Raw genomic sequence first — 12620 nt, 5'->3', positions numbered from 1 at the left:
CCGCTTTTCTTCCGGGAGCCTCCCAAACTGCCTGAGCAGCCTGCCTGAGCAGATTCGAGCACGCTCCGGAATCGGCGTGGGCGACATGAGTGAAGTTGATACGTCATGTCTTCACCTCATTTCTTCACGCCGGAACCAATGAACTGATTCTTCCGCCGTACCGGCGGACCACCGCCCCGGCCCGGTCCGCACAGCCAGACCGCAGCCGGACAGCACAACCGGTCGCCGAGCCAGACAGGCCGACGCCCGCTCCAGGGAAGGACCCCTTCGTGAGCGACACCACCGATCTGATGGGCGTGACCGCCTCCGGCACTGCCAGCAGTGCCGCCGGCAATGCCGCCGCGCCCGCCACGGACGCTCCCGCCGCGCCTGCCACCGGTGCTGCCACTGCCCCCAAGCGGCGACGCTCGGGCACGGGCCTCGACGCCATGGTGCTGGCGGAGCTCCAGCAGCTCGCCTCCAGCCTCGGCATCAAGGGCACCGCGCGGATGCGCAAAGGCCAGCTGATCGAGGTCATCAAGGAGAAGCAGGCCGGCTCCGCCGCGCCTGCCAAGGCCACGACCGCCGAGCCCGCCAAGGCGGCGTCCGACACCGAGACCAAGCCCAAGCGCCGCGCCACCTCCAAGGCGCGTACGGGTGAGTCGGCCGCGGCCGACAAGGCCGAGAAGGCCGCCACGCAGCAGCAGATCGAGATCCCCGGCCAGCCGAGCAGCGATGAGCAGCCGGCCGGCGAGCGCCGTCGCCGCCGGGCGACCGCGCCCTCGGGCAGCCCCGAGCAGGCCGCCCCGGCCGCGGCCGAGGCGCGTGCCGAGGAGCGGGCCGAGGCCTCGGCGGACACCGCCGAGGGCAAGGCCGCCAAGACCGGCGAGCGCGGCGACCGCGGTCAGAAGGGCGAGCGCCGTGACCGCGGCGAGCGCGGCCAGCGGGGCGACCGCGGTGAGCGCGGCGAGCGCGACCGCGACCGCCGGGGCAACCGCGGCGAGGAGGCCGGCCAGCAGGGCGGCAACCGTCAGCAGCGCGACAACCGCGGTGCGCCGCAGGGCCCCCAGGGCGGCCCGCAGGACGAGGGCTACGACGATGAGGCGGGCGGCCGCCGTGGCCGCCGTGGCCGCTACCGCGACCGCCGTGGCCGCCGTGGCCGCGACGACTTCGGCAACGAGCCGCAGGTCTCGGACGACGACGTCCTGATCCCCGTCGCGGGCATCCTGGACATCCTCGACAACTACGCCTTCATCCGGACGTCCGGCTACCTCCCCGGTCCGAACGACGTCTACGTCTCCCTCGCCCAGGTCCGCAAGAACGGCCTGCGCAAGGGTGACCACGTCACCGGTGCGGTCCGGCAGCCGAAGGACGGCGAGCGGCGCGAGAAGTTCAACGCCCTTGTCCGCCTTGACTCGGCGAACGGCATGTCGGCCGAATCCGGGCGCGGGCGGCCCGAGTTCAACAAGCTCACCCCGCTCTACCCGCAGGACCGCCTGCGGTTGGAGTCGGACCCGGGCGTGCTGACGACCCGGATCATCGACCTGGTCGCGCCGATCGGCAAGGGCCAGCGCGGTCTGATCGTGGCCCCGCCGAAGACCGGCAAGACCATGATCATGCAGGCGATCGCCAACGCGATCACCATCAACAACCCCGAGTGCCACCTGATGGTCGTCCTGGTCGACGAGCGTCCGGAAGAGGTCACCGACATGCAGCGGTCGGTCAAGGGCGAGGTCATCTCCTCGACCTTCGACCGCCCGGCCGAGGACCACACCACCGTCGCCGAGCTGGCCATCGAGCGTGCCAAGCGCCTCGTGGAGCTGGGTCACGACGTGGTCGTCCTGCTGGACTCGATCACCCGTCTGGGCCGCGCCTACAACCTGGCCGCCCCGGCCTCGGGCCGCATCCTGTCCGGTGGTGTCGACTCGACCGCGCTCTACCCCCCGAAGAAGTTCTTCGGCGCGGCGCGCAACATCGAGGACGGCGGCTCGCTGACCATCCTGGCCACCGCGCTCGTCGAGACCGGCTCGCGCATGGACGAGGTGATCTTCGAGGAGTTCAAGGGCACCGGCAACATGGAGCTCAAGCTCGACCGGAAGCTCGCCGACAAGCGCATCTTCCCGGCCGTCGACGTGGATGCCTCCGGCACCCGCAAGGAGGAGATCCTCCTGGGCGGCGAGGAGCTGGCCATCGTCTGGAAGCTCCGCCGGGTGCTGCACGCGCTGGACTCGCAGCAGGCCATCGAGCTGCTCCTCGACAAGATGAAGCAGACGAAGTCCAACGCCGAGTTCCTGATGCAGATCGCGAAGACCACGCCCTCCTCGGGCAACGGCAACGACTGATCGCGGCAGCTCGCGGCACGGGCCCTCCCCGCCACCCGGCGGGGAGGGCCCGTGCCTTTCGTTATCCGCTTGTGATCTTCTGAGATCTGCGTCACGGGACCGCCGTCCGGACCTGGCCGGAACCGAGCCCCCGTGGATGACCGAAACCGCAGGTGGCAGTGGCGAAGAGGGTGACTGTAGAGGCCACTGGGCTGAGCTTTTCTAAGAAGGTCCTCAGATCGCGCTGTGCAACCCTGACGCAGACTTCCCCGTCAACCAGCAAGGGGTAGACAGACAACGAAGGACTGAGGAGCGCATGGGCGACGACAGCAGGGGTACGCCGACGGGTTCGCACCGCCGCCGTGCCGGTGGTGGGCGTGGCCGGCGCCGCAAGGTCCGTGCCCGCCCCAAGGGCTGGCGAATAGCCGCGTGGACGACGGCCGGTGTGGTCGTCGCCGGAGGCGCCGGTGCCGGTTTCCTCTACTTCAAGTTCAACGGCAACCTCAACAGCGTCGACATCAACGCGGCGCTGGGCAAGAACCGCCCGGAGAACATCGACAACGGCTCGCAGGACATCCTCGTCCTCGGCTCCGACTCCCGTGCCGGCGCCAACAGCAAGTACGGCCGCGACGAGGGCAGCTCCCGCTCCGACACCGCGATGATCGTCCACGTCTACGCGGGTCACAAGAAGGCCAGCGTCGTCAGCATCCCGCGCGACACGATGGTGCCGCGGCCGCAGTGCAAAATGCCGGACGGCAAGACCAGCCCGGCCGTCAAGCGCGCGCAGTTCAACGACGCGTACTCGGTCGGCGGCGCCGCCTGCGCGGTCGCCACGGTCGAGCAGATGACCAACATCCGGATGGACCACTATCTGGAGGTCGACTTCGCCGGCTTCCAGAAGCTGATCGACAAGCTCGGCGGGGTGCAGGTCACCACCACCAAGCCGATCCGCGACAAGTTCAGCCACCTCGACCTCGACGCGGGCACCCACACCCTCAACGGTGAGCAGTCCCTCGGGCTCGTACGGACCCGGCACGGCGTCGGTGACGGCAGCGACCTGGGCCGGATCAAGCTCCAGCAGGCGTTCATCAAGGCGCTGCTGGACCAGGTCAAGCACGTGGGCGTCTTCACCAGCCCCACCAAGCTCTACGGAATCGCGGACACCGCCACCAAGGCGCTCACCACCGACTCCGACCTCAACTCGCTGAACAAGCTCTACTCGTTCTCGAACGGGCTCAAGGGCATCGGCTCCGGCGACATGCACATGGTGACGCTGCCGGTCGGCGACGACCCCCTCGACAAGAACCGGGTGATCCCGCTCGCCGATGCGTCCCAGCAGATCTGGAACGCCCTGCGCGCCGACCAGCCGATCCCGGACTCCGCCGTCAAGGACGGGGCGGGGACCAAGACCGAGGCCGACGACGTCGTCAAATAGGGCCCCGGCAGCCCCGCAGGACCCGCTGGAATAACCGGCCGCCACCTCTCGTTTTGGGGGATACGGCCAGTGCTGGCAAACTGGTACGTCGGCCCCGGTTCACGTAAGGCAATCCCGCCTCTGCGACCCGGAGCCCTCCCGAACCTAGGAGATCCCCTTGAAGCGCGAAATCCACCCGGATTACGTCGAGACGCAGGTCAGCTGCACCTGTGGCGCCTCGTTCACCACGCGTAGCACCGTCGCGGACGGCACCATCCGTGCCGACGTGTGCTCCGAGTGCCACCCGTTCTACACGGGCAAGCAGAAGATCCTCGACACCGGTGGCCGTGTGGCGCGGTTCGAGGCCCGCTACGGCGCGAAGAAGTAGCGACCCGCAGGCGCCGGTCCTCGGTCGCCCTCGTTGCGAGGGTGACCGGACCGGCGCTTTGTCGTCCAGCAGGCCCGTCACTTCCGCTGAAGGAATCTTGATGTTCGAGGCAGTCGAGGAACTGATCGGCGAGCACGCCGACCTCGAGAAGCGGCTCGCCGACCCCGCCGTGCACGCGGACCAGGCGAACGCCCGAAAGCTCAACAAGCGCTATGCCGAGCTGACCCCGATCGTCGGGACGTACCGCTCCTGGAAGCAGACCGGCGAGGACATCGCGACCGCGCGCGAGTTCGCGGCCGACGACCCCGACTTCGCCGCCGAGGTCAAGGACCTGGAGAAGCAGCGCGAGCAGCTCACCGAGAAGCTCCGCCTGCTGCTCGTCCCGCGCGACCCCAGCGACGACAAGGACGTCATCCTCGAGGTCAAGGCGGGCGCCGGCGGCGACGAGTCCGCGCTCTTCGCGGGCGACCTGCTGCGGATGTACCTCCGCTACGCCGAGCGCGTCGGCTGGAAGACCGAGATCATCGACTCCACCGAGTCGGAGCTGGGCGGCTACAAGGACGTCCAGGTCGCGGTGAAGACCAAGGGCGGCCAGGGCGCCACCGAGCCCGGCCAGGGCGTCTGGGCCCGGCTGAAGTACGAGGGCGGCGTCCACCGCGTCCAGCGCGTGCCCGCCACCGAGTCCCAGGGCCGGATCCACACCTCCGCCGCCGGCGTGCTCGTCACGCCCGAGGCCGAGGAGATCGACGTCGAGATCCACGCCAACGACCTGCGCATCGACGTCTACCGCTCGTCGGGCCCCGGCGGCCAGTCCGTCAACACCACCGACTCCGCCGTCCGCATCACCCACCTGCCGACCGGCATCGTCGCCTCCTGCCAGAACGAGAAGAGCCAGCTCCAGAACAAGGAGCAGGCCCTGCGCATCCTGCGGTCCCGGCTGCTCGCCGCCGCCCAGGAGGAGGCCGAGAAGAACGCCGCGGACGCCCGCCGCAGCCAGGTCCGCACCGTGGACCGCTCCGAAAAGATCCGGACGTACAACTTCCCCGAAAACCGCATCTCGGACCACCGGGTCGGCTTCAAGGCGTACAACTTGGACCAGGTGCTCGACGGCGACCTGGACGCGGTGATCCAGGCGTGCGTCGACGCGGACTCCGCGGCGAAGCTCGCCGACGCGAGCTGACCCGAGGAACCGAGCGCCAGGCGGGCCGGCCCCGGCCCGCCCCGGCGATGGAACGACCGTAACGAACGCGCGAGAGGACCACTGTGAATCTGCTGCTCGCCGAGGTGGCGCAAGCCACTCAGCGGCTGGCCGACGCCGGCGTACCTTCTCCGCGCTTCGACGCGGAGGAGCTCGCCGCCTTCGTCCACGGCGTCAAGCGGGGTGAGCTGCACAACGTGGCGGACGCCGACTTCGACGCCCGCTACTGGGAGGCCGTCGCCCGCCGCGAGGCCCGCGAACCGCTCCAGCACATCACCGGCCGCGCCTTCTTCCGCTACCTGGAACTCCAGGTCGGCCCCGGCGTCTTCGTGCCCCGCCCCGAGACCGAGTCGGTCGTCGGCTGGGCCATAGACGCCGTGCGCGCCATGGACGTCGTCGAGCCCCTCATCGTCGACCTGTGCACCGGCTCCGGGGCCATCGCCCTCGCCCTCGCCCAGGAGGTGCCGCGCTCGCGCGTGCACGCCGTCGAGCTCGACGAGGGCGCCCTCGGCTGGGCCCGCAAGAACGTCGAGGGCTCGCGCGTCACCCTGCACCACGGCAACGCCCTCACCGCGCTCCCCGAACTCGACGGCCAGGTCGACCTGGTGATCTCCAACCCGCCGTACATCCCGCTCACCGAGTGGGAGTACGTCGCCCCCGAGGCCCGCGACCACGACCCCGAGCTCGCGCTCTTCTCCGGCGAGGACGGCCTCGACACCATCCGCGGCATCGAGCGCACCGCCCACCGGCTGCTGCGCCCGGGCGGCGTCGTCGTCATCGAGCACGCCGACACCCAGGGCGGCCAGGTGCCGTGGATCTTCACCGAGGAGCGGGGCTGGGCCGACGCGGCCGACCACCCCGACCTCAACAACCGGCCGCGGTTCGCCACCGCCCGGAAGGCGATGCCGTGAGCACGGCGGCCCGCACTCTTGTCCTGTTTGTTCCGCACGAGGAGGTCTCGTAGATGGCACGGCGATACGACTGCAGCGACGCGACCGACCGCAAGACCGGTCTGCGCGAGGCCGTCGCCGCGGTCCGCCGCGGTGAGCTGGTCGTGCTGCCCACCGACACGGTGTACGGCATCGGTGCGGATGCCTTCAGCCGGGACGCCGTGGGCGACCTCCTGGAGGCCAAGGGCCGCGGCCGGGGCATGCCCTCGCCCGTCCTGGTCGGCTCCCCGAACACCCTGCACGGGCTCGTCACGGACTTCTCCGAGCAGGCGTGGGAGCTCGTCGACGCCTTCTGGCCCGGCGCGCTCACCCTCGTCGCCACCCACCAGCCGTCGCTGACCTGGGACCTGGGGGAGACCCGCGGCACCGTCGCGGTCCGGATGCCGCTGCACCCGGTCGCCATCGAGCTGCTCACCGAGTTCGGCCCGATGGCCGTCTCCAGCGCCAACCTCACCGGCCACCCGGCGCCGCAGGACTGCGACGCCGCCCAGGGCATGCTCGGCGACTCCGTCTCCGTCTACCTCGACGGCGGGTCCACCCCCGCCGACGTGCCGTCCTCCATCGTGGACGTCACCGGCAAGGTCCCCGTCCTGCTGCGCGCCGGTGCCATCAGCGCCGAGCAGCTCCGCGAGGTAGTACCCGACCTCGAGGTGGCGAATTGATCGCCCCGCAGGGGCGTGGCATAGCGGGACCGGGCACGGACAGTTCCACCGACACCTTCCGCATCCTCCACGTCAGCACCGGCAACGTCTGCCGCTCGCCCATCACCGAGCGGCTGACCCGCCATGCCCTCTCCGACCGCCTCGGCGACCCCTTCACGGGCGGCCTGGTGGTGGAGAGCGCGGGCACCTGGGGCCACGAGGGCGCCCCGATGGAGGCGCACGCCGCCACCGTCCTGGCCGACCTCGGCGCGGACCCGCACGGTTTCATCGGCCGTGAGCTCCTGGACGAGCACGTCATCCGTGCCGACCTGGTGCTCACCGCCACCCGTGACCACCGCGCCCAGGTCATCTCCATGGGCCACTCGGCGGGCCTGCGCACCTTCACCCTGAAGGAGTTCACCCGGCTCGTGCGGGCCATAGACCCCGCGACCCTCCCGGACCCCGAGCGGGCCGGCGGGGTGATCGACCGCGCCCGCGCCCTGGTGCAGGCCGCGGCCGCGCTGCGCGGCTGGCTGCTGGCGCCCAACGCGGAGGCCGACGAGGTCCACGACCCCTACGGCGCCCCCATCACCTTCTTCCGTTCCATCGGCGACGAGATCAACCAGGCGCTCGACCCGGTCCTCACCGCCCTCACCGGGGTGCCGGGCCGCCCCTGAGAGACGGGCCCCCGCCGGAACACCCCGTTCCGGAGCGGCCTTCCGGAACAGTGCGGGAATAATCGCCAGAAAACCGGGCATTCGGAGCGATGCGGGCCTACATTGGTGCTGAGTCCGCTGACTCTGCTGAGTCCGTCGCACCGCACAGGTCGGAGTCCGCGATGTCCACCCCACTGCCCACCCAGGGCGTCAGCGCCGCGGCCACCGGCGCCGCGGCCCCGGACCGGCCACGCGGCGACCGGCCCACCGGCCTGGACGCGCTGACGCGGCAGGACCCGGAGATCGCCGGCCTCCTCCTCGGCGAGGCCGACCGGCAGGCCGGCTGCCTCCAGCTGATCGCCGCCGAGAACTTCACCTCACCCGCCGTCCTCGCCGCCCTCGGCTCCCCGCTCGCCAACAAATACGCCGAGGGCTACCCCGGCGCCCGCCACCACGGCGGCTGCGAAGTGGTCGACCTCGTCGAGCGCACCGCGATCGAGCGGGCCAAGGCGCTCTTCGGCGCCGAGCACGCCAACGTCCAGCCGCACTCCGGCTCCTCCGCTGTCCTCGCCGCCTACGCGGCCCTGCTGCGCCCCGGCGACACCGTGCTCGCCATGGCCCTCCCGCACGGCGGCCACCTCACCCACGGCTCCCCGGCGAACTTCTCCGGCCGCTGGTTCGACTTCGTCGGCTACGGGGTGCGCCGCGACACCGGCCTGATCGACTACGACCAGGTGCGCGCCCTCGCCCGGGAGCACCGCCCCCAGGCGATCGTCTGCGGCTCGATCTCCTACCCCCGCCACCCCGACTACGCCGCCTTCCGGGAGATCGCCGACGACGTGGGCGCCTACCTCGTCGCCGACGCCGCCCACCCCATCGGGCTGATCGCCGGGGGAGCGGCCCCCAGCCCGGTGCCGTACGCCGACGTCGTCTGCGCCACCACCCACAAGGTGCTGCGCGGGCCGCGCGGCGGGCTGATCCTGTGCCGCGCGGGACTGGCGGGCCGGATCGACCGAGCGGTCTTCCCCTTCACGCAGGGCGGGGCGCAGATGCACACCGTCGCGGCCAAGGCCGTGGCCTTCGGCGAGGCCGCGACGCCCGCCTTCACCGCGTACGCCCACCAAGTCGTGGCCAACGCTCGCCTCCTCGCCGCCGCCCTGGCCGCTGAGGGCGTCGCTGTGACCACGGGCGGCACCGACACGCACATTGTCACCGGCGGCGTCTCCGCGCTCGCCCTGGACGCCCTCACGGCCCGCGCCCGGCTCGCCGCCGCGGGCATCGTCCTGGACATCTGCGGCCTGCCCCACGGCACCGCGCACGGCCTGCGGCTGGGCACCGCCGCGGTGACCACCCAGGGCATGCGCGAGACGGAGATGGCCCGGATCGCCGTGCTGCTCGGCGCGGCGCTGGGCGGGAGCGGCCCCGACGGCGGGCCACGCGCGGCGGTCACCGAGCTGGTGCGGGCCTTCCCTCCTTATGCCGCCCTCATCTGAGGGCTGCAACCATCTCGGGACGGCCGGACGTCTCCGGCTGTATTCACGTATCGGGGGCGGACGAGAATATGGTGTGGGGCTGTGATGACCAGCGCGACCTCTGGGGCGGCCCGTGCGTGAATACCTCCTGACGCTGTGCGTCACCGCGGCGGTCACCTATCTGCTGACGGGACCGGTGCGGAAGTTCGCGATCGTCGCCGGCGCGATGCCGGAGATCCGCGCGCGCGACGTGCACCGTGAGCCCACGCCGCGGCTCGGCGGCATCGCCATGTTCGGCGGGCTCTGCGCGGGCCTGCTCGTCGCCGCCCACCTGTCGAACCTCGGGAAGGTCTTCGAGCTCGGCAACGAGCCCAGAGCCCTGCTCTCCGGCGCCGGGCTGATCTGGCTGCTCGGCGTGCTGGACGACAAGTGGGGCGTCGACGCCCTGGTGAAGCTCGGCGGCCAGATGATCGCCGCCGGTGTGATGGTGCTCCAGGGTCTGACGATCCTGTGGATCCCGATCCCCGGCGTGGGGACGGTCGCGCTCACCTCCATGCAGGGCACCCTCCTCACGGTCGCCCTCGTCGTGATCACCATCAACGCGGTGAACTTCGTCGACGGCCTGGACGGCCTGGCCTCGGGCATGGTCTGCATCGCCGCCGCGGCGTTCTTCCTCTACGCCTACCGCCTCTGGTTCGGGCACAACATCGAGGCGGCCGCGCCCGCGACGCTCTTCGCCGCGGTCCTGATGGGCATGTGCCTGGGCTTCCTGCCGCACAACATGCACCCCGCCCGCATCTTCATGGGCGACTCCGGCTCCATGCTCATCGGCCTCGTGCTGGCCGCGGGCGCGATCTCCATCACCGGCCAGGTCGACCCGGACCTGCTCTACCAGCAGGTCGGCGGCGAGCGGCAGGCCGTGCAGGCGATGGTGCCGGTCTACATCCCCCTGCTGCTCCCGCTGACGGTCATCGCCGTGCCGGTCGCCGACCTGCTGCTGGCGATCGTGCGGCGCACCTGGAACGGCCAGTCGCCCTTCGCCGCGGACCGCGGACACCTCCACCACCGGCTGCTGGAGCTGGGGCACTCGCACAGCCGCGCCGTGCTGATCATGTACTTCTGGTCGGCGCTCATCGGCTTCGGCACGGTGGCCTACTCCGTGCACTCGGCGAGCGTCTGGATCGTCCTGCTGATCGTGGTGCTCAGCGCCGTCGGCCTGGTCCTCCTGCTGCTGCCGCGCTTCAAGCCGCGTGCACCGCGCTGGGCGGAGGCGTTCGTCCCGCCGCGCTACCGGCGCAAGGGAGCCCTGGCGGGCGCGGCGGCCGCGCGGGGCGCGGCCACCGTGGAGGAGACCGCCCCCGAGGAGCGCGAGCCCGTGCCCGCGGGGATCCACGGGGCGACCGCCATCGGCGACCGGTCCCGTTTCCATCACGTCAGGAAGATCAGCAATCAGCGCTGAAGGCCCGCATTAGCAGAGGAAATGCGGCCGCGTCAGCCCAATGACCAGCGGGTTGACACGTCCGTGTGACGTCCGGCACACGATGTAGGTAAAGACCTCATCAAATAGTTTGTGATACCGTTCACGAAACCCGGTGCTAGAGCCGAAGGACCGTAGTGCGGCGGTCCTTTGTCGAGAGTCATGTCTCACTCCCGGGGATACGCTCGTCCACGACGAATCGTTGCTTCCGACCTCTCGCCGGAGAAACCCTTCATGCAGTCCAACGACGCCCGAACACTCCTGCAGTGCGCCGTCCCGACCGCCGTCGCGGGCGTTGTCGCAGTCGTCGTCAGCGGTGTGCTGGCCGGTGGCAAGGGCGCGGTCGGCGCCGCCGTCGGCACGTTGGTCGCGGGCGGCGTCATGGCCTTGGGCCTCTACGTTCTCCAGCGCACCGCCAAGTCCTTCCCGCACCTGTTTCAGGCCATGGGACTGGTGCTCTACGTGACGCAGTTCCTGATCTCCGCCGTCGTGTTGGCGATCTTCCGGGACACCACGCTCTTCAACACCCGGGCCTTCGCCTTCGCGCTCCTCGGCGCGGTCCTCGTGTGGACCGCCGCGCAGACCCGTGCCTACCTGAAGGCCAAGATCCTGTACGTCGATCCGGAATCCGCCGAGGCGAAGAAGTCCGCGCCCGCCGGGTCCCCGACGTGACCGGTAGGGCCGCGATAAAGGTGCCGGCGCTCACCTGCTATCGTCCGGTGCCATCTGAGGCACAGTGGGCGCAGGCAGCTGAACACCCGAGAATCCCGGGACGGAATCGGCAGTCCATGCAGCTGATGCCGAATACCCAGACCGGCCCCGCGCCGATCACCTGCCCCCCCATCCGCAAGACCAGTCCAGTGCCGTTCCGCGGCTGTGCGCCGCGCCGACACAACGAGGTTGCCGTACCTATGCGCCACGCTGAAGGAGCTCGCGGTGAGTGCTGACCAGATGCTCGCCTTCGAGACCGATTGCCACATCTTCGATGGGTGCGGCTTCCCAGCCCCAGGGCTCCACTCGTTCTTGTTTGAACCGCTCTTCACTGTCGGCGGCTACGACTTCAACAAGCCCATGCTGCTGGCCGTGCTCACCACGGTCATCGTCATCGGTTTCTTCTGGGCGGCGTTCGGCCGGGCCAAGGTGGTCCCCGGCAAGCTTCAGATGGTCGGTGAGGCGGGTTACGACTTCGTCCGCCGCGGCATCGTCTACGAGGCGCTCGGCAAGAAGGAGGGCGAGAAGTACGTCCCCCTCATGGTCTCGCTGTTCTTCTTCGTGTGGATCATGAACCTGTGGTCGATCATTCCGGTCGCCCAGTTCCCCGTGACGTCGATCATCGCCTTCCCGGCGGCCCTCGCCCTGATCGTCTACGTCCTCTGGATGTACCTGACCTTCAAGAAGCACGGCTTCGTCGGCGGTCTGAAGAACATCACCGGCTACGACAAGTCCCTCGGCCCGGTGCTGCCGCTCGCCATGACCATCGAGTTCTTCTCGAACGTCCTGGTCCGGCCCTTCACTCACGCGGTGCGACTCTTCGCGAACATGTTCGCCGGTCACGTGCTGATCCTGATGTTCACCATCGCCAGCTGGTACCTGATGAACGGCATCGGCTTCGCCTACGCCGGCGTCTCGTTCGTGATGACCGTCGTCATGACCGCGTTCGAGCTCTTCATCCAGGCCGTCCAGGCGTACGTCTTCGTGCTGCTGGCCACCAACTACGTCCAGGGCGCGCTCGCCGAGCACCACTGAGCACCCCCGCTCCCCAGACCAACAATCGTCCGGTGGCCAACCCCCACCGGTCCGTGAAAGAGAAGGAAGAACGAGCATGTCTGCTGCTCTCCAGACCATCGCCGCTGGTGTCGAGATCAAGGGCAACCTGGGCTCGATCGGCTACGGCCTCGCCGCGATCGGCCCCGGCGTCGGCGTCGGCATCGTCTTCGGTAACGGCACCCAGGCGCTGGCCCGTCAGCCCGAGGCCGCCGGCCTGATCCGCGCCAACCAGATCCTCGGCTTCGCCTTCTGTGAGGCGCTCGCCCTGATCGGTCTGGTCATGCCGTTCGTCTACCCGTCTGCCTGATCCGCAGCCTGACGACCACAGTTTTCGACGGAAGGCATTGATGTGAAAGA

Annotated in this window: 12 protein-coding genes; all 12 read left to right on the top strand. The window is 70.1% G+C overall.

Annotation, left to right across the window (positions count from 1 at the left end; all coding sequences use genetic code 11):
- The first annotated feature begins 269 nt into the window (after positions 1-269).
- Positions 270-2321, top strand: coding sequence for a transcription termination factor Rho (gene rho / locus AB0435_RS21045; RefSeq protein WP_366427649.1), 2052 nt, complete (start codon positions 270-272; stop codon positions 2319-2321).
- A gap of 295 nt (positions 2322-2616) precedes the next feature.
- Positions 2617-3735, top strand: coding sequence for an LCP family protein (locus AB0435_RS21040; protein WP_366427648.1), 1119 nt, complete (start codon positions 2617-2619; stop codon positions 3733-3735).
- Positions 3736-3892: 157 nt separating this feature from the next.
- Positions 3893-4102: a 50S ribosomal protein L31 gene (gene rpmE, locus AB0435_RS21035; protein ID WP_361527219.1), complete on the top strand. Its 210-nt coding sequence runs from the start codon at positions 3893-3895 to the stop codon at positions 4100-4102.
- Between the two features lie 100 nt (positions 4103-4202).
- Positions 4203-5282, top strand: coding sequence for a peptide chain release factor 1 (prfA, locus tag AB0435_RS21030; protein WP_366003345.1), 1080 nt, complete (start codon positions 4203-4205; stop codon positions 5280-5282).
- Positions 5283-5365: 83 nt separating this feature from the next.
- Complete coding sequence (gene prmC, locus AB0435_RS21025) at positions 5366-6211, top strand: peptide chain release factor N(5)-glutamine methyltransferase (protein WP_361527223.1); 846 nt, start codon at positions 5366-5368, stop codon at positions 6209-6211.
- A gap of 53 nt (positions 6212-6264) precedes the next feature.
- Complete coding sequence (locus AB0435_RS21020) at positions 6265-6912, top strand: L-threonylcarbamoyladenylate synthase (RefSeq protein WP_366003346.1); 648 nt, start codon at positions 6265-6267, stop codon at positions 6910-6912.
- Positions 6909-7568: a protein-tyrosine-phosphatase gene (locus AB0435_RS21015; RefSeq protein ID WP_366003348.1), complete on the top strand. Its 660-nt coding sequence runs from the start codon at positions 6909-6911 to the stop codon at positions 7566-7568. The genes AB0435_RS21020 and AB0435_RS21015 overlap by 4 nt, the downstream gene beginning before the upstream one ends.
- A gap of 161 nt (positions 7569-7729) precedes the next feature.
- Complete coding sequence (gene glyA, locus AB0435_RS21010; RefSeq protein ID WP_366003349.1) at positions 7730-9040, top strand: serine hydroxymethyltransferase; 1311 nt, start codon at positions 7730-7732, stop codon at positions 9038-9040.
- 112 nt (positions 9041-9152) lie between these two features.
- Complete coding sequence (locus tag AB0435_RS21005; RefSeq protein ID WP_366003350.1) at positions 9153-10478, top strand: MraY family glycosyltransferase; 1326 nt, start codon at positions 9153-9155, stop codon at positions 10476-10478.
- Positions 10479-10730: 252 nt separating this feature from the next.
- The gene (locus AB0435_RS21000; RefSeq protein ID WP_366003351.1) at positions 10731-11168 is read left to right on the top strand and encodes a hypothetical protein; all 438 of its coding nucleotides are present in this window, start codon (positions 10731-10733) and stop codon (positions 11166-11168) included.
- A 264-nt stretch (positions 11169-11432) separates the two neighbouring features.
- Complete coding sequence (gene atpB / locus AB0435_RS20995) at positions 11433-12242, top strand: F0F1 ATP synthase subunit A (protein WP_301892291.1); 810 nt, start codon at positions 11433-11435, stop codon at positions 12240-12242.
- Positions 12243-12318: 76 nt separating this feature from the next.
- Positions 12319-12570, top strand: coding sequence for an ATP synthase F0 subunit C (atpE, locus tag AB0435_RS20990; RefSeq protein WP_087926250.1), 252 nt, complete (start codon positions 12319-12321; stop codon positions 12568-12570).
- Positions 12571-12620: the final 50 nt, after the last annotated feature.

The sequence above is a fragment of the Streptomyces sp. NPDC051173 genome (genome assembly GCF_040689515.1).
Classification (GTDB): domain Bacteria; phylum Actinomycetota; class Actinomycetes; order Streptomycetales; family Streptomycetaceae; genus Streptomyces.
Note: the sequence above shows the minus strand (reverse complement) of the source record. Positions and strands in the feature narration are given on the sequence as shown.

Bases quoted from the DNA above. Each gene is read 5' to 3' on its own strand.
- AB0435_RS21040 (WP_366427648.1), top strand. From the start codon at position 2,617: ATGGGCGACGACAGCAGGGGTACGCCGACGGGTTCGCACCGCCGCCGT.
- prfA (WP_366003345.1), top strand. From the start codon at position 4,203: ATGTTCGAGGCAGTCGAGGAACTGATCGGCGAGCACGCCGACCTCGAG.
- AB0435_RS21020 (WP_366003346.1), top strand. From the start codon at position 6,265: ATGGCACGGCGATACGACTGCAGCGACGCGACCGACCGCAAGACCGGT.
- glyA (WP_366003349.1), top strand. From the start codon at position 7,730: ATGTCCACCCCACTGCCCACCCAGGGCGTCAGCGCCGCGGCCACCGGC.
- AB0435_RS21000 (WP_366003351.1), top strand. From the start codon at position 10,731: ATGCAGTCCAACGACGCCCGAACACTCCTGCAGTGCGCCGTCCCGACC.
- atpE (WP_087926250.1), top strand. From the start codon at position 12,319: ATGTCTGCTGCTCTCCAGACCATCGCCGCTGGTGTCGAGATCAAGGGC.